Origin of the sequence: Serratia sp. JSRIV002, from assembly GCF_019968725.1 — a bacterium.
GTDB lineage: Bacteria > Pseudomonadota > Gammaproteobacteria > Enterobacterales > Enterobacteriaceae > Chania > Chania fonticola_B.
Window position 1 is genome coordinate 2064311 of sequence record NZ_CP074143.1, and the last position, 20249, is coordinate 2084559.

Sequence of the window (20249 nt, forward strand, 5' to 3'; positions counted from 1 at the left end):
ATGTATTGGACTTTATTATATGTTATTTTAATATTGATCAGTGCGCTTTCATTTTTTAATAAAAAGAATGAACGCCAATATTCAATTTTCAGTTTTACTATAGCCTATTTTTTTACTATCAATGGTTATTTTAATGGGGTTGATTGGGTTAATTATGGTGTGGTTTTTCAGGATGCAAAGACGTTTGAGGATTTTCTCTGGAGCTTTGAGCCTCTCTTTGGCGTCTTTCTATTCTTATGCAAGTCTATTTTCGATGACTTTTATATCTCCGTAATAGTCTTTTACACTATCGTTTTTACGTTGTTATATGTATCCATATCTCAATTCTTTTTAAAAATAAACAGAACAGTGTTTATAACTTTGTTTATCACTATAAATGATATATCTATCATTAATGATCAATTGCGCCAATTAGTTGCAGTCGTTCTTTGTATTTATGGATTGAATTTTATTTTTGAAAGGAAATATAAATATTTCGCGATATTTAACCTTATTGCTGGTTTTTTTCACTATTCAGCAATAATTACCTTGGCTATCTATCCTGTTATTTTGCAGAGAAAGAAAATAGTCGTTATAACAGGGGTGAGTATTTGTGTGTTTTCTACCCTTTTACTTTCTATTCCTAGCATTATAACATCAGTATTATCTGGTTTTGGATTTGTCGGTTCATATATAGCTGGGAAAATTGATTTTTATGCCGAAAATAGCGTATCAAAATTCGGTTTTTTTGCGATAGTAGATATTTGCGTAATGATGTTTTATCTTTTCAATCGACAGCCGCAGGATGTAAAAGTAGCTGCGCTATGGTCAGGGGTGTTTATCTCTGCTTGTTCGCATTTATCTTTCTATTCATTCCCCGTATTTCAACGTATTAATCCATATTTCTTTATTTTTTATTGTTTTTTAGGCTCCTATTATTTGAATGGGGAGTTATTCTTCAAGAGTAGAAGAGGGCTTTTTAGTGTTGCGATAGCTGTACTACTTTCGGTTGTCTGTTTTTATAAATTTCTGGCAGATGATATGCGGCAGGGTTTTTTTGACTATGATTCATATTTAGTTAAGTATGCGATGGGAGAATTTAATTTTGCAATGGAAAAAAATAAGAAGTGTATTTTTCTAAGTAAGGCTAATGCTGGATTTTGTCGATGGTGATGGAGGAAGTGATGAAAAAAGTTGTTTTTTCGGCCAACACTGGTTGGTATCTTTATAATTTTAGGCTTAATACAATTAAGATGTTTTTGGAAAAGGGGTATCAAGTCAGTATTATAGCTGGTAACGACCGTTATATAGATAAGTTTGAAAAGTTAGGGTGTGATGTTTACCCTATATTTATAATGTCTAATTCAATGAATCCTTACTATGATGCGCGAACGTTGCTATCTTTGTGGTTATTGTATAGGAAAATAAACCCCGATTTTGTGTACAACTTTACACCTAAAATTAACATTTACGGGACGATGGCGTTACATAAACAAAGTGCTAATGTCATCAATAATGTTGCCGGGCTTGGGAACGCTTTTATAGAGAGTGGTATAAAGTCGAAGATACTTAAAATACTCTATAAAATATCTCAGAATAGGGCAAATAAAATATTTTTTCAGAACGATGAAGATTTGAGATTATTCTTGGCGTCTGGAATAATCACAGCTGATAAATGTGCACGATTGCCTGGCTCTGGCGTAGATTTGACAAGATTTAAGAAGTATATCTCAACGGATAAGGAAAATTTGAAGTTTGTTATGGTCGCTCGATTACTTGTTGAAAAGGGAGTTGAGTTATATGCGGAGGCAGCCATGAAACTACGAGAAAAATATAAAAACATCACATTTTATCTTCTCGGTCCAATACCATTAGACAATCCTTCCGCGGTTTCCTTGAGCAAAATAAAAGAGTGGGAAAGTAATCAAGTCTTGGTCTATCTCGGTGAAACGGATGATGTCCCAGCAGCAATAAAAGATTTTGATTGTGTCGTGTTACCTTCTTATTATAGAGAAGGAGTTCCAAAGTCTTTGCTTGAAGCCGGTGCAATGGGAAAGGCTATTATCACCACAGATAATGTTGGTTGCAGAGATACCGTTATTGACAAATTTAGTGGTTTTATATGCGAGGCGCGCTCTGCAGATAGCTTGGCCAAGAAAATTGAGGACTTCATCCTCTTGGATGAGAGTGAAATAGATATCATGAAGGAAAGATCTTATGAGCACATATATGAAAACTTTGATGAAAAACATGTGATAAAAAAATATCTTGAGACCATTCAATGACTTCCGGGATGAAGATGAGAGTAATTAGAATAACACCTAGGTTAAAATTAGGCGGGGTTGAAGTTGGAATATTGCATGAGCTTGCCGTTGTCAAAAATAGCTCATCTATAAATTATCATTTAATCTCAATAGAGAAGCCAGATGAAAATGTTTTTTGTGCTTTTAAGAATAGGATTTCGGAATCAAATAATGTGAATTTGAACATGAGGTGGTGGGAGGTTTTTAACTTAAACAAAATAAAAAAATCAATTAATTTTCAAACTGACGACATTATCGTTTCCTCATTATGGAAGGCGCATCTCCTAAGCTTATTAATTCAAATAGTGAAACCAGATGTAAAGATTGTTCCGTTTTTTCACTCTTCACGAAGTGCTCATTTTTTAGATAAATTTTTCACAGCAATCATACTAAAACGATGTAAAAGTGCATTTGTTGATTCATCCTCGACAGAAGAGTTTATCAAAAACAAGATAGCTAAAAGAAAAGTGACTTTATATAGAATTCCTTTTGTCTTCAAATTGCCTAATTGTATAGAGCCAAGAGAAGTTAATGATGTAATTAAATTCGTATTTATAGGAAGACTTAATAAAGTTAAGGGCATTACCTCAGCAATTAAATTATTCCATGCATATAACAAGGTTAATCCACACTCAACTTTTGATATATATGGACCAGATGAAGGGGAGTTAAAGAATTGCTATTCTACCATAAACGAACTTAAGTTAGGTGATGTGGTTAATTATAATGGTGTTGCCAACCGGAAAGATATAGGTAGAATTCTATCAGGTGCAGATTTTTTCCTCCAGACGAGCTCTCGAGAGGGTATGGCTGCATCTGTAGTTGAAGCAATGCAATATGGGGTAATACCTGTTGTTACAGCAGTTGGCGATATTCCCTCTTATTCAGAAAATAAGATCTCAGCATTTCATTTAAACTCGTTAACTGAAGCGGATTTTAAGCAAGTTACTGATGATATTAATTTTTGCATAACTAGTGGTTCTTATTCAAAAATGTCATCTAAAGCAATTTCATCTATTTACAACTTAGGTGACTATTCTGATTCATTTTTTAAATCCCTGAGAGATATATCTTCAGGTAGTTAAATAAACAAAGTTGGAATTATCATGCGATATTTATTTTCGATATCTATTTTACTGGCTAGTTTTTATGGGCTAGCAAACCCTAACATTACCTGTAATAACTTAGTAGATGTTAGTCATCAAATCCAGGATAAAATCGACAATAATCAAATCGCTGTTTTATCATCTGGAACTTGCATTGTAGGATCGCAAATCATATTAAAAAATGGCTCTAAGATTCATGGTTCTCCAGATGGTAAAACGGTATTAGTGAATGATTCTGTATTTAAGCCATCACAAGGTATGCTTTTTGCCTATTCCAGCGACAAGAATGATTGGGTAAATGATATTGTAATTAAAGATTTAACTATTAAAGGTGGCTCGGATTATAAAGGGTTCTCTGAGCATGTACACTTGATTAGTCTACATGGCGTATCAAATGTAATTATCCATAATGTTAATTTTATCTCATTCCAAGGTGATGGAGTTTATATTGGTGGTGGGATCGGTAATGAAGAGCGTCACAATAAATCAATTTATATAACTTCAAATTCTTTTGATGGCGTGAACAACTCTAATAGGAATGGAGTTAGTGTAATTGATGGGGAGAATATATATATAATTAATAACGTGTTTACTAATGTGGCGAAAAGTAACATGCCTGGGGCTATAGATATTGAACCTAACTTAAATAAATTCCACTTTGTAAAGAATGTCGTAATCGGTAAAAATAAGATAATTAACTCTGTAGGTTATGCAGCTATAAATATTTGGTTAAATGATGTAACCATGAATACGCCATCAATGTTTTATATTTATAACAATAAAATATTTGCAGGTGGCAAGTCGCGAGGTATAAATTTTGAAGGTAATAAAGCGTTATCAAATAACTCTCCTGACAATAACGTCATAATAAGCTCTAATATTGTCCGCTCAAATACAGATGCATTGGTTTTGCGAGGAGTGAAGAAATTTAAGGTCGAGGGTAATATTTTTATAAGTAAAGGAATGTCGCCGATTATACTTAATACTTCTGCAAAAAATTACTCTCTTGACGGTGAATTTTTAAATAACCGTTTTAACAAAAATTATAAATTTATCTTCTCTCGTTATTTTAATGTCGTGTCTGAGGGTAATTGTTTTTATTGTGTCAAGTAGTTATTTATTAGGCTTCTAACCATGTATAATTGCAGCTATTGTCAAATTTCTTAAGAGGCCTAATTATACTGCCGCCTGTTTATCTGGATTGTATGAGTTGTATCTCTGGAGCTAAACTATAGCAATAGCCTAGGCTTGTAGCCTTCTGTTCCCAACGTGAATGTCTGTATAAAAATCCTATGTTAGTTTCATCTTGATGATGTCGAGGTACATGTTAAGGCCATTCCTGTACATTTAAGTCACCTGCTGACCTAACATTCTCCACCCCCACTTTGTGCACAAAAGGAGTAACAATGGCAATTCTAGTCACCGGCGGAGCTGGCTACATCGGTTCCCACACTGTTCTGGTCCTGCTTGAACGTGGAGAAGAGGTTGTCGTCCTAGACAACCTATCGAACTCATCCGAAGAGTCACTGCACCGAGTGGAGCAGATAACAGGCAAAGCAGCCATCTTCTACCAAGGCGACATTCAAGATCCGGAGTGTCTGAACCGCATCTTCGGTAGCCACCGTATCTCGGCGGTGATCCACTTTGCTGGCCTAAAGGCGGTAGGGGAGTCCACCCGCAAACCGTTAGAGTATTATCAGAACAACGTCTCTGGCACCCTGGTGCTGCTGGATGAGATGCGTCGTGCCGGAGTTCATCAGTTTATCTTCAGTTCCTCAGCCACTGTTTATGGCGCTAACTCTCCGGTGCCTTATGTTGAAACCACACCTATTGGCGGTACGACTAGCCCGTATGGCACATCCAAACTGATGGTTGAGCAGATCCTGCAAGACTTCGCTAAGGCAGAGCCGCAGTTCTCAATTATCGCTTTACGCTACTTCAACCCAGTCGGTGCTCATGAGTCTGGACTGATCGGCGAAGATCCTAATGGCATCCCTAATAACCTGTTGCCATATATCTCGCAGGTAGCTATTGGCAAGCTGGAGAAACTGGGTGTTTTCGGCGGTGATTATCCAACGGAAGACGGTACCGGTGTGCGTGATTACATTCACGTGATGGATCTGGCTGAAGGCCACCTGATGGCCATGGATCATCTGAAGAAGGTCGAAGGGTTCAAAGCTTATAATCTGGGAGCTGGTGTTGGGTTCTCCGTGCTGGAGATGGTGCATGCTTTCGAGAAAGCCTCCGGTGTTGCTATCCCTTATCAGATCTTGCCGCGCCGCGAAGGTGATTTGCCAGCCTTCTGGGCCGACGCCAACTTGGCGCGTCAAGAATTGGGCTGGGAAGTTAGCCGTGGTATCGACGAGATGATGCATGATACCTGGAACTGGCAGAAAAACAACCCGCAGGGATATTGCAGTAAAAGCTGAACCGATTATCCAATTTAAAAAGCCCATTTCTGGGCTTTTTTTTCGCCTTAAAATGATAAGCAAGCTATAAATATGCCGTCTTAATTATAAGATTTAAGCATACAAGTTATCTTAATCTGATGTTATTAAATACATTTGCTATTAGATTACTGTCATAGCTTAATAAAGCAGCGAACGTTGTAAGATAAATCCGAATGCGTGGATAATGTACAGGTGTTTTGATAGCTTCGGTGGTAGCATACGCTACAAAAATCTTGTCCATCAGGAGTTAGTCCTCCGTTCAGGCAGCGGTTGAGTACTCACTATCGGTGTTGGACAAAACGTAAAATTATACGTTATTTCAGTCTGTTGGTAGCTGTCGAGCCAAGGGCGGTAGCGTGTTTTTATGATCTGCAGTGCATATAGCATTTTGGGGCTATTTTTGGCCTCATGCATGTATGTAGCCATTATACTTCATAGTGTAACAAAGTATGACGGTTACAGAGAAAATCAGAATAATGACATACTGGCTGCCAAGAGGGTTGAAACTGACCTATGACGTTGAGAACGCTAGTAAAGCCTGCAATTTGCATATTTTATTATTTGAAGATTATGAACCTAACGTAATAAAGGTTAAAAATGTTACTACTAGCAGTATAAGTGGTTTCTGATGGCGGATGATGCTGGGTTCTTGTATTATATTGCGCTTCCTTAGCATGCCTGTTGTCTAATCTATTGATTTTTAAGCGATTATTTTTTCGCCATTATCCTCAGAGTTACTACAGAGTAACCTTTGGTTAATGTTAAATCATTGACGTTAGTGTGACCGCAAAGGTTCACGCGGTGCCGTTTAGAGGGTTATATGAAAATTATCATTACCGGTGGTGCTGGCTTCATTGGGTCTGCCGTGGCACGGCATCTTATCAAAGACACTAACAGCCAAATTCTGGTACTGGATAGCCTGACATACGCAGGTAATCTCGAATCTTTAGCGCCGTTAGCCAGCAGCGAACGTTACCAGTTTGCACAGGTGGATATCTGTAATCGTCAGGAACTGGACCGTGTCTTTGCCGAGTTCCAGCCTGATGCGGTTATGCATCTGGCTGCCGAGAGCCATGTCGATCGTTCCATTGATGGTCCCGCCGCATTTATCGAAACCAATATTGTGGGTACCTATACCCTGTTGGAAGCGGCCCGCCAATACTGGCTCACTCTAGGTGAATTGGCAAAGCAAGCATTCCGCTTCCATCATATCTCCACTGATGAAGTGTACGGCGATCTGCACGGTACCGATGACCTGTTCACGGAAACCACACCTTATGCACCAAGCAGCCCGTACTCTGCTTCGAAAGCCTCAAGCGATCACCTTGTCAGAGCTTGGTTACGTACTTATGGCCTGCCAACTATCGTAACGAATTGTTCTAACAACTACGGTCCTTACCATTTTCCGGAAAAACTGATCCCGCTAACCATTCTGAACGCTCTTGAAGGTAAAGCGTTGCCGATCTATGGCAACGGTACTCAAGTGCGCGATTGGCTGTATGTGGAAGATCACGCACGAGCACTGTACAAAGTGGTCTGTGAAGGTGAAGTAGGTGAAACCTACAACATTGGCGGCCACAACGAGCGTAAAAATATCGAAGTCGTGCAAACGATCTGCCGTTTGCTAGATGAATTGGTGCCGAATAAGCCAGGTAGTCTGGCTAAGTATGAAGACCTGATCACCTTTGTTACCGATCGCCCTGGTCACGACATGCGCTATGCCATTGATGCCTCGAAAATTGATCGTGAATTGGGTTGGAAGCCGCAAGAAACCTTCGAGAGCGGCATTAGAAAAACGGTTGAGTGGTACCTGGCTAACCAAGTCTGGTGGAGCCGTGTTAAAGATGGTTCATATGCCGGCGAACGTCTGGGTCTAGCCCGCTAATTTAAGGTGTGAAAATGAAAGGTATTGTTTTAGCGGGTGGGTCAGGCACACGTCTTTATCCTATTACTCGTGGTGTTTCAAAGCAGTTATTGCCGATCTACGATAAGCCGATGATTTACTATCCGCTCTCGGTATTGATGCTGGCGGGGATCCGCGACATTCTGATTATTTCTACGCCAGAGGATCTGCCGTCATTCAGACGGTTACTCGGTGATGGGAGTCGTTTTGGCATTTCATTGAGCTACGCCATTCAACCTAGCCCGGATGGTTTGGCGCAGGCATTCCTGATTGGTGAAGAGTTCATCAATGGGGACAGTTGTGCTCTGGTATTAGGGGACAATATTTTCTTTGGCCAGAGTTTTGGCAAAAAGTTGACGTCTGTCGTTGAGCGTAACCAGGGGGCAACCGTATTCGGCTACCAGGTCATGGATCCTGAACGCTTTGGCGTGGTGGAGTTTGCTGATGACTTCCGCGCTTTGTCTTTGGAAGAAAAGCCAGCGCAACCTAAATCCAATTGGGCCGTTACCGGGCTTTACTTCTATGATCATCACGTTGTTGAGATGGCGAAGCAGGTCAAGCCGTCCGCCCGTGGTGAATTAGAGATCACTACGCTCAACCAGATGTATCTGGAGAAAGGGGCGCTCAACGTTGAGTTGCTTGGGCGCGGTTTTGCGTGGCTGGATACCGGTACGCACGACAGCCTGATTGAAGCCTCTCAGTTTGTGCATACGATCGAAAATCGCCAAGGGTTCAAAATTGCTTGCCTGGAAGAGATTGCTTACCGCAAAGGCTGGTTGACACGTGAGCAAGTAGCAGCAGAAGCCAAATTGCTTAGTAAGACCCTTTATGGGCAATATTTATCGCAACTGATAGTGGAGAAATAGAATGCAAGTCACAGATACCAAAATCCATGGTGTGAAAATTATTCAACCCAAGGTATTTGGCGATGCGCGGGGCTTTTTCCTGGAGACGTTCGAAAAGAAACGCTATCAGGAAATGTTGGACATCGATCTGGATTTTGTACAGGACAACCATTCGCGCTCTTCATATGGCGTGCTGCGTGGCTTGCATTTTCAGAAAGTTAACCCACAAGGAAAGCTGGTTCGTGTTGTTCGCGGGGAGGTTTTTGACGTCGTTGTTGATATTCGCCCTGATTCACCAACCTTTGGTACTTGGGAAGGGGTCATTCTTTCTGAAGAGAATAAAACCCAATTTTGGATACCGCCTGGTTTGGCGCACGGTTTTGTGGTGCTTTCTGACACTGCGGATTTTGAATATAAGTGTACCGATTATTACAATCCTGCCGAGGAAGGTTGCTTGCTGTGGAACGATCCTGCCGTGGGGATCGAATGGCCGATTGCCAACCCACTGCTGTCTGAAAAAGACAAACTTGGGAAGCTACTGAAGGAGTTGGCGTAATGAAAGTTTTACTTACCGGTGCGAAAGGGCAGTTAGGGCGTTGCTTTAGCGATCGTTGTCCTGCTGGTTGGAATATTTTAGCGACCGACTCTAACACACTGGATATCACCGATCTTGATCAGGTAAAAAAAGTTGCTGCAACGTACCAACCAGATTTTATCGTTAATGCTGCGGCCTATACTGCAGTTGACAAGGCTGAAGTAGAACACGATATTGCCGCGTTGATTAATGACATTGGCCCCAAAAATCTGGCTATGGTGGCCAAGGAACTTGGTGCCCGCTTGGTCCATATTTCAACGGATTACGTTTTTGATGGTGAAGCAACAGTGCCCTACATTGAAGATGCCCCAACCAATCCGTTAGGTGTGTATGGCCAGACTAAGCTGAATGGTGAACTTGCGGTTAGCCAAGTGCAGCCAGAGGCGTTGATCATTCGTACCGCATGGGTGTTCAGTGAGTATGGCAATAATTTTGTAAAAACTATGCTACGGCTAGCGCAAGGGCGGGATCGGTTAGGTATTGTTGCCGACCAGCGAGGTTGTCCCACTTACGCAGGTGACATTGCTTCTGCTGTGATCACACTGCTACAGAAAGAGGCACCTGGTGGCATTTATCACTTCTGCGGTGACAGCGAAGTCGCCTGGAATGAGTTTGCTGAGATTATTTTCTCATCAGCCCTGAATCAAGGGGTCTTGGCACAAATGCCTATTGTGGATGGTATTACCACTGAGCAGTATCCAACCCCGGCAAAAAGGCCTAAGTATTCTGTTTTGAATTGTGAAAAGATTCAGAATGAGGGGGTAGCGCTATCTCTGTGGCAAGAACAGCTTCAATTCGTTATTGCTCATTGCCACAATTCGTAAGCGCCGCCATCGCGACATAGCCATGCAGGCTCACCATCGTTGAAATGGGTTAGTTTCAGCAATGTGATTCTGTGTGGCTTTTTTGTTTTGTGATAAGTGTGCAAGTAATTCTTCTATAATAATGGAATGACTAGTACGCTTTAATTTGAGAGCTATCTCATTGTTATTTTTATTTAATTGTGATATGGGTGGGCTGGGTTTTATTATTGCTACTGTTCTAGCTTCTCAACGTTGTGCTGAATTAACGGTTGACCAATAAGTGCCCATTTAAATTGAGAGTGAATCATTTAAAGTTAATTAATATCAATGGCTTGTAATTTTCTCTGCGTTGCGGCACAGGTTGTAATGTAACAATTCTTACGACTGTTATCGGATGTTTTGATTAATTGTGCTACCCTCTGAGGCATCCGTTTTGGGAGAAAATCAGATTATTTCTATAGTAGATAACTAATGTTTGATTGAGTATATGGGATGCGGAGTGAGAAGTGCTCCAACTCATTTTCCCAGAGGTAGTTACCCAGGTTTTGGTATGAGAGCCATTGCAAGCAAGGTTGTCTAATGCAAGTGAACGATAGGTCAGTACCAGGGTAACTACCCATAAATTTTTCAGTAATGCCCCCTTTAACTGCACGTAATTAAAGAGATAAGATTATCCCTTGGCATCTTACTCATTGGGTTATTATTTTTTAACCTGCGTTGGCAAATGATGAGTACAACCACCGCCCGATCTGCATGGTAGCGTGCCATGGTCAGAATTATGGGTTCAGGAACTTCATACGGCATGTCTTTAGAATCAGAAAAATTTCAAATAGTTGCATCAATCGTATTGTACGAACATAGTCATGCTCAGTTGGAAGATACGCTGTCATCCTTGTTAAATGAGGCATGCGTTGAAAAGATTGTGTTGGTCGACAATGGAGGCTCCGCTTGGGCTGCCTCGCTGAGCAATCCGCGTATCTGCTACATCGCGACCGAGCAAAACAAGGGTTTTGGCTATGGCCATAATCTGGCTATGGAGCACTATCTAGAAAAAAGCGATTACTTTTTAATCTGCAACCCTGACGTCAGTTTTGCACAAGGTGAGCTTGAGCGCCTTTACCATTTTGCCCGTGATGGAAGGCACCAGTTTGTCTCGCCGCGTATTTATTATGACGATGGCCGTCTACAGTACAGTTGCCGTTTGCTTCCAAAGCCTGCCAACCTATTTCTACGCCGCTTTTTCCCTCGCTTGGGAGCCAAATTGGATGTCATCTATGAGGTTCAAAATGCTGATTATAATCAATCGTTTGCTGTTCCATCGGTTTCAGGCTGTTTCATGCTGATGGACTCGGCGTTGATGAAGCAACTGGGTGGGTTTGATGAACGGTATTTTATGTATCTGGAGGATGTCGATCTTTGCCGGCGGGCGTTACCTTTGACCGACATTCTGTTTTATCCAGGGGCCAACATCACGCATGTCTTTGGTAAAGGTTCTTATAAGAATATGAATTTGTTTGGTTATCACATAAAATCAGCGATTTCGTATTTTAACAAATGGGGATGGTTTTGTGACCGGGAACGAGACATTGCCAACCAAAAGTGTTTAAAAACGATCCCCATGACTTCTCCTGCAGAGAAGCGGTAAAATGATCGGTTGGCAGTAGTAGTGATTTTGTGGTCCTAATTAACTCTAAGGTATTGCTAATGTTTTTTTTTACTGAGTGTGGTTTTGAGGGGAAACGAGCAGCGCATTTGATGGGGGCGACTGATGAGCAATCCGCATAAAACGTTGCCTCTGTCACCATTGGCCTTGATTCGCAATATTTGGGGATTCAAATCTCTTATTCTACAGATGACGAAGCGTGAGGTTGTCGGCCGATACAAGGGTTCTACCATGGGGTTAGCATGGTCATTTTTGAACCCACTGTTTATGCTGATAGTTTATACATTTGTTTTTTCTGTGGTTTTTAAGGCTCGTTGGTCTGTTGGTGGCGACGAAAGCCGTACTCAGTTTGCTGTCATTTTGTTTGTTGGCATGATCGTTCACGGTTTTTTTGCCGAGGTCATCAACAGGGCGCCTCAAATTATTCTGGGTAATACCAATTATGTGAAGAAAGTGGTTTTCCCTTTGGAGACCCTGCCGGTGATCGGTCTTTGTGCTGCAATGTTCCATACGCTGATCAGTCTTATTGTACTTCTTTGTGCCTTTTTCTTGTTTAATGGTTTTTTGCATTGGACGATCATTTTTCTGCCGCTGGTCTTCTTGCCTCTTGTGGTTTTTTGCCTCGGTTTGGCGTGGATCTTGGCATCATTAGGTGTTTTTATCCGGGATGTAGGTCAGACAACGGTCATTATCACCACTGTAATGATGTTTTTGTCACCCGTTTTTTTCCCAATTACAGCTTTACCTGAGAAATACAGGATTTGGATAATGTTGAATCCTCTCACTTTTATCATTGAGCAATCTCGTAATGTCTTGATCTGGGGGCGTATCCCTGATTGGCTAGGCTTAGGGGTCTATACCCTGGCCGCAGCGGTTGTAGCCTGGCTGGGCTTTGTCTTTTTCCAGAAAACCAGAAAGGGGTTTGCTGATGTCCTCTAACGAGATAGCGATCGAAGTCACAGGATTGAGCAAATGCTACCAGATTTACGATCGTCCACGTGATCGTCTGAAACAGTTCTTTGCCCCCAAACTACAGCGTGCGATCCGTCGCGAGTCGAGACGCTATTTCCGTGAGTTTTGGGCACTAAGAAATGTTTCTTTTAGTATTAAAAAGGGCGAGACCGTTGGTATTATTGGCCGTAATGGAGCGGGTAAATCCACTCTGTTGCAGATGATCTGCGGAACTTTGACCCCCACAGAGGGGGATATTCAAGTTCACGGCAGAATTGCCGCTTTGCTAGAGCTTGGGGCGGGTTTTAATCCCGAGTTTACCGGCCGGGATAATGTTTATCTTAACGGGGCTGTTCTTGGATTCACGCGGGAGCAGGTTGACTCTCGTTTCCAAGAGATTATTGACTTTGCTGATATTGGTGAATTTATTGACCAACCGGTTAAAACCTATTCAAGCGGAATGTACGTCCGCCTGGCGTTTGCCGTTCAGGCATGTGTTGAGCCGGAAATACTGATTGTTGATGAGGCATTGGCTGTTGGTGATATCGGTTTCCAGTACAAATGTTATAAACGTATGGAAGCACTGAGAGCCAAAGGTGTGACCATCATTATGGTAACCCACTCCACAGGTAGTATTCTTGAGTATGCAGACCGTTGTCTAGTAATGAGTGATGGCCAACTGGTTGGGGATACTCATGATGTATTGGCTGCCGTGCTCGCCTATGAAAAAGGGATGCTACTGACACAGGTACAACCCAAAGAAAAACGCCCATTAGCCAGTAACACAGGCATCAGAGATGCTGAAACTCTCAAAGAAATTCAGATAGAGCAAACGAATACAGAAATTGGCGAAAAACGTTTTGGTAGCGCCAGAGCGATAATTGAAAACCTCATAATATATAAATCTGATGGTACTCCATTATCGGACAAACCTTTGGTACGAGCAGGGGAAGAGTTAACCTTTGACTATACTTTATGGTCTTCCGAACGTATTGAGGATATCGCTCTAGGTGTTTCTATTTCAAAAGCACAGGGTGGCGATATTTGGGGCGATAGCAACATTGGTGCAGGAGTGCCTATTACGTTGAATCCGGGTGAGCAACATGTGGTCTATAAGGTTAAATTGCCAATTAACTCGGGTGATTATCTTGTCCACTGTGGTTTAGCTCATGTGGGTAAAGGTCCGCGTGAAGAACTTGATCAACGTCGGCCTATGATGCGATTAAAGTTTTGGTCGCCGCGGGAATTAGGTGGGGTTATTCATGCCCCTATTCAGATCCAATTAGAGGACGAATAGCTGTATGCTTGCCGTATTTTTACCTCCATACCCTTTTCGAGGGGTTAGGGCCCCCTATTTATGGGTTTTCTATCGGTTGCTAGGCTCTTTAAAAGATAAGAGTCTGTTTATTACCGGAACAGATTACCTTCTTCCTCCAAATCAATGGATTGAGCAAGGCCGTTGGGAGTTGGATGGGCCTACCATGGCTAATCTAGGGTATGTAGCGCCGAGCCAAGAGTTGTTCGATAAACACGACTTCAAGATGCTTGACGGTGAATTTTTCCCCCGGTTATTAGACTCCAACCGACATAACCCTATGAGTGCTTTTAATACGTTTCTGACTCAGGGTATACCAGAGTTGGAAGCTGAGCTTGAGGCGGTGTTATTGTCGCCACAGAACTCACAGATTGATGCTATCCTCAGTATCTGTAATTGCCCTTCGTTGGAGAATGTGGCTCGTAAACTCTCAATTCCGGTCATTCATATTGAGGTGGGGCCACTACGAACACCTATGTACCTGGGAACTGGCTATGTCGACTTTTCTGGTGTTAATGGCAATACGGAAGCCTATTCACGCTATTTGAAAGTTGCTGACGATTACCAAGTTCAGTTGACAATGCCGGAGTTGCATCGATTTTTCGCTCAAGTACGCTTGCCAGAAGATAAAGAAGCGGAGTTCGATCTCGGTCTGGCGATGCAGGTTGAAGATGATTCTAATATTATCGCCTATAGTTATGGCTTTAATAATTTATCGATGATTTCTTACGCAAAAACGCTGTGTTCTGATGAGCATTTGCTTATTCGTCCTCACCCAGGGAGCCGTTTTCAACTGAAGGATGGAAATGTAAACGTAGATGATTCTCCGAATAGCCTTGAATTTCTGTTTCGCTGTAAGCAGGTTTTGACGATAAACTCGAGCGTAGGTCTTGAGGGATTGCTGCTACAAAAGCCAGTTCAGGTGCTAGGAGATAGTTCTTACTCTTTCATTGCCGATGCTAAAAGTGAGTCTGAACGTGCCAATCGTATGGCATTCTATTTACTCTCTTATCTTGTTCCATTTGATTTGATATTTGATTCAGAGTATTTAAATTTTCGTTTGCTGAACCCGGCGGAAATTGACATTGTGAATTATCATTTAAATTATTATTTATCTGAAACTGATGCTTTGGTAGGGATGAACAGCATGGCTATGACCGTTGGCGAATTGGTATCTGAGCGTATCAAACGGGAGAATAATATACGCGCGGAAATATTTCGTGTTATGGATGAGCAAGATCAGAGTATAAATGATAAACAGAAACTGATTGTTTCTCTAGAAGAAGAGTTGCAACAACAGAAGCGTCAATTGCAATTGAAAATAGAGGAGAATATCACTCTGCAAGAATCTTTATTACATAAAGATCTTACCTTACAACAGGTTCAAGCGCATGCACAGTATAGTCAAGATACAGAACGTGAGTTGCTCGTTGACGAATTAAACAGGGTAATACGTCAAAAGGAAGAGGCTTTGCATCAGCAGCATGCTGATATGTTAATGATGCGCAAGAGTCTTTCTTGGAAATTAACCATGCCAGTGCGTATGTTGGGGCGGGCAATTCGTGGTGAGTTCGGTGTTATGCGTGATCTGACTCGTCATTATTTCACTCATCGTTCAGATAACAGTCGTTCACTGGTATCAAAAATATGGTACGCATTCCGCAATCATCCGCATCCATACAATGCCTTGGGTAGAAAGGTCAAGACGGCTTTGCGCCTTTTGGCCACAGGCAATATCTCAGAGTTGACTGCCAGTTTGCGGCGCGTGGCAAAAAATACTGCAGATACACCAATGCCACTTACGCATATTGATACACAGCACGTTGTGATCCTTGCCTCTCGACATACGTTGTATGTCGCGCATCGTGTAGAAAAATCACTCGTTGACCTCGGACTGGGTGTGACTATTGTACATGCTTATTCTGCTGTTGCGGATAGCGGACAGATGCACATCGTCATTTGTCCTCAAATGTTCCCAGAACTGCCGAAAAACTATGTGGCTTTCCAAATGGAACAGTCGATTAATCCTCGTTGGTTCACGGCAGAATATTTCGCTATTTTGAATAATGCAATTGCCGTATTTGATTATTCGTTGACCAATATTGAGTACCTTTTGCAGCAAGGCATACCGTATCAAAAACTGTTTTATATGCCTATTTCATCTTATGACAACTATGCAGATCATTTATCTCATACAGGTTATAATTTACAACCGGCACAAGATGAAAAAGATATTGATGTTTTGTTCTATGGTGACCCAAATTGTGAGCGTCGCCAGAGTTATCTGCGTCAGTTGAGTAAACGTTTTAATGTACATATTGCTTCAGAAGTCTTTGGTCAGGATCTGACCCGGTTGGTTCAGCGTGCTAAGTTGATTATCAATATTCATTATTATGAAGATGCTTTGCTAGAAACTACCCGATTGTATGAAACATTGTCATTGGGAACGCCAATTGTCAGTGAGACCAGTTCTGATATTCAACAACATGATATGTTGGCTAATGTAATCGATTTTGCACCGGTTGGTGATGTCAATGCCATGGCTGACAAGATTGCTCAACTGTTGGCTGACAATAACTTCTATGCTCGCCGTCGCCAGGATATTGCCGATTTTACGCGTTCAGACAAGCAGTTTGATGTCTACTTCAAGCGTTATATGCTGGCAAACGATCTGATTGATTTCCAGAAATATAAAGAGAGCGCTGATTTTATTCCTCATAATGAAACGGATATTCCTAAACTATGTTTATCACTGACAGAAACGCCTGTTCGTAAACAAGCATTCTTGAGCAAGCCAACATATGGTTTTCAGATTGTAGAAGGCGTTCGTCATCGGATCGGTTGGATTGGATGTGGAATGAGCTATAAATACATGTTGTCAACACTGGCCGATCGTAAAACTGAAATGGCGATGATATGTGAAGATGATGTACTGTTCCCGGCTGATTTTGACATCAAACTTGATAAAGTCGTCAAGCATCTGCGTTCAACTGAATGGGACTGGCATGTCTTTGCTGGTATTATTGCGCATTTGCATGAAGATACCCGTATCCTTGCAGTAAAAGAGATTGACGGCATCGAATATGTTTATATTAACCGCATGACCAGCATGGTAATGAATATTTATTCGCGTCAAGGCATAGAGCTTATCAGTCAGTGGGATGAAAAGAATATCGACTCGGCGAATAACACCATCGATCGCTATCTTGAAGCTGCTCCTGGCCTGACAGTTGTGACGACATTACCGTTTATGGTGGGTTATGCCGAGGATCAACATTCAACTTTATGGGGATTTGTCAATACTCAATACACTGACATGATCCGTAACAGCGAGCAACTGTTGGCCGAGAAAGTGAAGGCGTTTAAAGAGCTGCAGGCTAAAGAGGCTGAGGTTTAACCTAAGCTGATTTTGCTAAAAGTGGTACTGGTTCACCGTAGACAATCCAGTACCACTTTTTCCATTTGGTGAAATGAATTGGCTCAAAATTCAACCTGCTGACACTCATTATGTGACCTATCGCACCAATCACTACCCAGCGAACACAATCCTGAGTTAACATGTTGGCCACATCAAAAACCTGTTGGCCAAGAGCCGTGATACAGGTGTCATCCTCAGACAGGAGTTCCTAATGTCCAAACAGCAAATCGGCGTTGTCGGCATGGCGGTGATGGGCCGCAATCTGGCTTTGAACATCGAAAGCCGTGGCTATACCGTTTCTATCTTTAACCGTTCAGGCGACAAGACTGACGAAGTTATCGCAGAGAACCCGGGCAAAAACCTGGTGCCGCACTACACCGTCGAAGAGTTTGTTGCATCGCTGGAAACACCGCGCCGCATTTTGCTGATGGTAAAAGCGGGCGAAGCTACGGACAAGACCATTGCCTCGCTGACTCCGCACCTGGATAAAGGCGATATCCTGATCGACGGTGGTAACACCTACTATCAGGACACTATCCGTCGTAACCGCGAGCTGTCTGCTCAGGGCTTCAACTTTATTGGCACCGGCGTTTCCGGTGGCGAAGAAGGGGCGCTGAAAGGGCCTTCAATCATGCCTGGTGGCCAGAAAGAAGCTTACGAGCTGGTGGCACCAATCCTGAAGAAAATCGCCGCTGTGGCCGAAGGTGAGCCATGCGTAGCCTATATCGGTGCCGACGGTGCTGGCCACTACGTGAAGATGGTGCACAACGGTATCGAATATGGCGACATGCAGTTGATCGCAGAAGCCTACTCCTTGCTGAAGCAGGCGCTGAATTTGAACAACGAGCAGTTGGCTGAAACCTTCGCCGAGTGGAACAAGGGCGAACTGAACAGCTATCTGATCGACATCACCAAAGACATCTTCACCAAGAAAGACGAAGAGGGTAAATACCTGGTTGATGTGATCCTGGATGAAGCGGCCAACAAAGGCACCGGCAAATGGACCAGCCAGAGCTCTCTGGATCTGGGCGAACCACTGTCATTGATCACCGAGTCTGTGTTTGCACGTTACCTGTCTTCTCTGAAAGACCAGCGCGTAGCGGCTTCTAAAGTCCTGACCGGCCCGAAAGTTGCAGCCTTCAGCGGCGGGAAAGCCGAGTTTGTCGAGAAAGTTCGTCGCGCTCTGTACCTTGGTAAAATTGTTTCCTATGCGCAGGGCTTTTCTCAGCTTAAAGCGGCCTCCAAGGAAAACAACTGGGATCTGAACTACGGCGAAATTGCCAAGATCTTCCGTGCCGGTTGTATCATCCGTGCTCAGTTCCTGCAGAAGATCACCGATGCCTACGCTGAGAATGCCGACATAGCCAACCTGCTGCTGGCACCTTACTTCAAACAAATCGCCGATGAGTATCAGCAGGCGCTGCGTGACGTGGTTTCCTATGCGGTGCAGAACGGCATCCCAACGCCAACCTTCTCTGCGGCGATCGCGTACTATGACAGCTACCGCTCTGCGGTGCTGCCTGCCAACCTGATCCAGGCGCAGCGTGACTACTTCGGTGCTCACACTTATAAGCGTACCGACAAAGAAGGCGTATTCCATACCGAATGGATGGAGTAATCCTGACGTTTGAGTAAAATAAAACCGCCATGGTTAATACCTGGCGGTTTTATTATATCGATTACCCCGACAGCCTAAAATAATAACGGTATTAGGTTGGTGGTTGTGTACTATATGCTTAGGCGATGTAAATGAATCATAAACTTAATCCCTGGTTAGATCTTTGCAGAGCTTTAGCAATATGTCTTGTCTTACTTTCTCATGGACGCATTTTTCTTATACCTGTTTTTCCCGATAGCCAATTATTTAAATTTGGTGGTTTCATGGGGGTTGAGCTTTTTTTTGTTCTTTCTGGGTTTCTTATTGGGAGGATCGTTTTTTCAAAGATCGAAGCCTCACAGAAACCCTTTGATTGGATTGGCGGTTTTTGGTTTAGACGATGGATGAGAACCTACCCAAGCTACCTCCTTTTCTTATTTATCAATATTGCTTTGATTACCACTATAAGAGAGGATAACTTCCCTAATATATTAGAATTTGGTAGTTTTACGCAAAGTCTGCTTTCTCCGCATCCCACTTTTTTTGGTGAGGCATGGAGTTTGGCCGTAGAGGAAGTATTTTATTTTATCACTCCGTTAGTCATGTCGCTCTCAATACTGCTAACTAAAAATAAAAATGCCGGTGTGATAATCGCAATGTTTATCATGCTGCTAGCCCCCTTGATCCTGCGTGTTCATGCTGCCTTGTATACCAGCATGACATTTAACGAAATTAGAACGATATCACTCTATAGAGTAGATTCGATCATGGTGGGTGTCGTATTTTCGTGGTTGTTTATTCATGGGAAGATTAATAAATTTGCTAGCATTGGATTAATACTCATACCTATCTCGGCCTATATTGCTGTAAAACCTGATGATATTATAGATAGAAGCACTGCATTGAAAATATTCCTTTTTAACATGTCAAATATCGGGTTTGCATGTTTGATTGTTGCTGGTTACAGTCTGAATATTACCGGTCTGCTTAATAAATTAACGTCGCACGTGGCTAGGTGGTCATATGCGGCTTATCTTACTAATTTGCCTGTATTATTGACAATTCGTTATTTTACCCAACCCCCTGTTACGGCGTTTAATTGCATCCTGTTATGGCTGGCATTTATTTTCTTCACTTTAGCAAGCGCTGCCATAGTTTATTCTTTATTTGAGCGAAAAGTTTTGCAGTACCGGGATGCAATAAGAGCGAAGTAGGCATTAATTTAGAGTTGAAGGCGCGATGCAGTTGGATTTACCCTCATTACCTAGTGTTGTAGGTGTGTCCTAAAACGCTAAATAATAAGGGTATATAAACTTTATAA

15 protein-coding genes are annotated in these 20249 nt (G+C 42.3%); all 15 read left to right on the forward strand.

All coding sequences use genetic code 11. The features are described from left to right. Entirely contained in the window at positions 1 to 1152 is a 1152-nt protein-coding gene (locus KGP26_RS09610) for an EpsG family protein (protein WP_223665334.1), read from the forward strand. 11 nt (positions 1153 to 1163) lie between these two features. Further along, on the forward strand, positions 1164 to 2264 hold the full coding sequence (locus tag KGP26_RS09615; RefSeq protein ID WP_223665335.1) for a glycosyltransferase family 4 protein: 1101 nt from the start codon (positions 1164 to 1166) through the stop codon (positions 2262 to 2264). An 8-nt stretch (positions 2265 to 2272) separates the two neighbouring features. Then, a complete protein-coding gene (locus KGP26_RS09620) occupies positions 2273 to 3367 on the forward strand; it encodes a glycosyltransferase (RefSeq protein WP_223665336.1) in 1095 nt (364 codons plus the stop codon). A gap of 21 nt (positions 3368 to 3388) precedes the next feature. Beyond that, a complete protein-coding gene (locus tag KGP26_RS09625; protein ID WP_223665337.1) occupies positions 3389 to 4501 on the forward strand; it encodes a hypothetical protein in 1113 nt (370 codons plus the stop codon). 293 nt (positions 4502 to 4794) lie between these two features. After that, the gene (gene galE / locus KGP26_RS09630) at positions 4795 to 5817 is read left to right on the forward strand and encodes a UDP-glucose 4-epimerase GalE (protein ID WP_223665338.1); all 1023 of its coding nucleotides are present in this window, start codon (positions 4795 to 4797) and stop codon (positions 5815 to 5817) included. Between the two features lie 841 nt (positions 5818 to 6658). Then, complete coding sequence (rffG, locus tag KGP26_RS09635) at positions 6659 to 7723, forward strand: dTDP-glucose 4,6-dehydratase (protein ID WP_209527822.1); 1065 nt, start codon at positions 6659 to 6661, stop codon at positions 7721 to 7723. Positions 7724 to 7737: 14 nt separating this feature from the next. Next, on the forward strand, positions 7738 to 8607 hold the full coding sequence (rfbA, locus tag KGP26_RS09640) for a glucose-1-phosphate thymidylyltransferase RfbA (protein ID WP_223665339.1): 870 nt from the start codon (positions 7738 to 7740) through the stop codon (positions 8605 to 8607). A gap of 1 nt (position 8608) precedes the next feature. Then, a complete protein-coding gene (gene rfbC, locus KGP26_RS09645; RefSeq protein WP_071680801.1) occupies positions 8609 to 9142 on the forward strand; it encodes a dTDP-4-dehydrorhamnose 3,5-epimerase in 534 nt (177 codons plus the stop codon). Continuing rightward, positions 9142 to 10005, forward strand: coding sequence for a dTDP-4-dehydrorhamnose reductase (gene rfbD / locus KGP26_RS09650; RefSeq protein WP_209527816.1), 864 nt, complete (start codon positions 9142 to 9144; stop codon positions 10003 to 10005). Before rfbC ends, rfbD begins: the two co-directional genes overlap by 1 nt. A gap of 745 nt (positions 10006 to 10750) precedes the next feature. Continuing rightward, positions 10751 to 11629 carry a glycosyltransferase gene (locus KGP26_RS09655; protein WP_223665340.1) on the forward strand — a complete coding sequence of 293 codons (879 nt, stop codon included), beginning with the start codon at positions 10751 to 10753 and terminating at the stop codon, positions 11627 to 11629. A 123-nt stretch (positions 11630 to 11752) separates the two neighbouring features. Next, entirely contained in the window at positions 11753 to 12586 is an 834-nt protein-coding gene (locus KGP26_RS09660; protein WP_209527812.1) for an ABC transporter permease, read from the forward strand. Next, a complete protein-coding gene (locus KGP26_RS09665) occupies positions 12576 to 13895 on the forward strand; it encodes an ABC transporter ATP-binding protein (RefSeq protein WP_094982897.1) in 1320 nt (439 codons plus the stop codon). The genes KGP26_RS09660 and KGP26_RS09665 overlap by 11 nt, the downstream gene beginning before the upstream one ends. Positions 13896 to 13899: 4 nt before the next feature. Beyond that, positions 13900 to 17310 (forward strand): hypothetical protein, encoded by a 3411-nt coding sequence (locus tag KGP26_RS09670; RefSeq protein WP_094982896.1) that lies wholly within the window; start codon positions 13900 to 13902, stop codon positions 17308 to 17310. 232 nt (positions 17311 to 17542) lie between these two features. Next, entirely contained in the window at positions 17543 to 18949 is a 1407-nt protein-coding gene (gndA, locus tag KGP26_RS09675) for an NADP-dependent phosphogluconate dehydrogenase (protein ID WP_094982895.1), read from the forward strand. 131 nt (positions 18950 to 19080) lie between these two features. Continuing rightward, on the forward strand, positions 19081 to 20142 hold the full coding sequence (locus tag KGP26_RS09680; protein WP_209527804.1) for an acyltransferase: 1062 nt from the start codon (positions 19081 to 19083) through the stop codon (positions 20140 to 20142). Positions 20143 to 20249: the final 107 nt, after the last annotated feature.

Bases quoted from the DNA above. Each gene is read 5' to 3' on its own strand.
- KGP26_RS09670 (WP_094982896.1), top strand. From the start codon at position 13,900: ATGCTTGCCGTATTTTTACCTCCATACCCTTTTCGAGGGGTTAGGGCC.
- KGP26_RS09680 (WP_209527804.1), top strand. From the start codon at position 19,081: ATGAATCATAAACTTAATCCCTGGTTAGATCTTTGCAGAGCTTTAGCA.
- KGP26_RS09610 (WP_223665334.1), top strand. From the start codon at position 1: ATGTATTGGACTTTATTATATGTTATTTTAATATTGATCAGTGCGCTT.
- rfbA (WP_223665339.1), top strand. From the start codon at position 7,738: ATGAAAGGTATTGTTTTAGCGGGTGGGTCAGGCACACGTCTTTATCCT.
- KGP26_RS09655 (WP_223665340.1), top strand. From the start codon at position 10,751: ATGGTCAGAATTATGGGTTCAGGAACTTCATACGGCATGTCTTTAGAA.
- KGP26_RS09615 (WP_223665335.1), top strand. From the start codon at position 1,164: ATGAAAAAAGTTGTTTTTTCGGCCAACACTGGTTGGTATCTTTATAAT.
- gndA (WP_094982895.1), top strand. From the start codon at position 17,543: ATGTCCAAACAGCAAATCGGCGTTGTCGGCATGGCGGTGATGGGCCGC.
- galE (WP_223665338.1), top strand. From the start codon at position 4,795: ATGGCAATTCTAGTCACCGGCGGAGCTGGCTACATCGGTTCCCACACT.
- KGP26_RS09625 (WP_223665337.1), top strand. From the start codon at position 3,389: ATGCGATATTTATTTTCGATATCTATTTTACTGGCTAGTTTTTATGGG.
- KGP26_RS09620 (WP_223665336.1), top strand. From the start codon at position 2,273: ATGAAGATGAGAGTAATTAGAATAACACCTAGGTTAAAATTAGGCGGG.
- rfbC (WP_071680801.1), top strand. From the start codon at position 8,609: ATGCAAGTCACAGATACCAAAATCCATGGTGTGAAAATTATTCAACCC.
- KGP26_RS09665 (WP_094982897.1), top strand. From the start codon at position 12,576: ATGTCCTCTAACGAGATAGCGATCGAAGTCACAGGATTGAGCAAATGC.
- KGP26_RS09660 (WP_209527812.1), top strand. From the start codon at position 11,753: ATGAGCAATCCGCATAAAACGTTGCCTCTGTCACCATTGGCCTTGATT.
- rffG (WP_209527822.1), top strand. From the start codon at position 6,659: ATGAAAATTATCATTACCGGTGGTGCTGGCTTCATTGGGTCTGCCGTG.
- rfbD (WP_209527816.1), top strand. From the start codon at position 9,142: ATGAAAGTTTTACTTACCGGTGCGAAAGGGCAGTTAGGGCGTTGCTTT.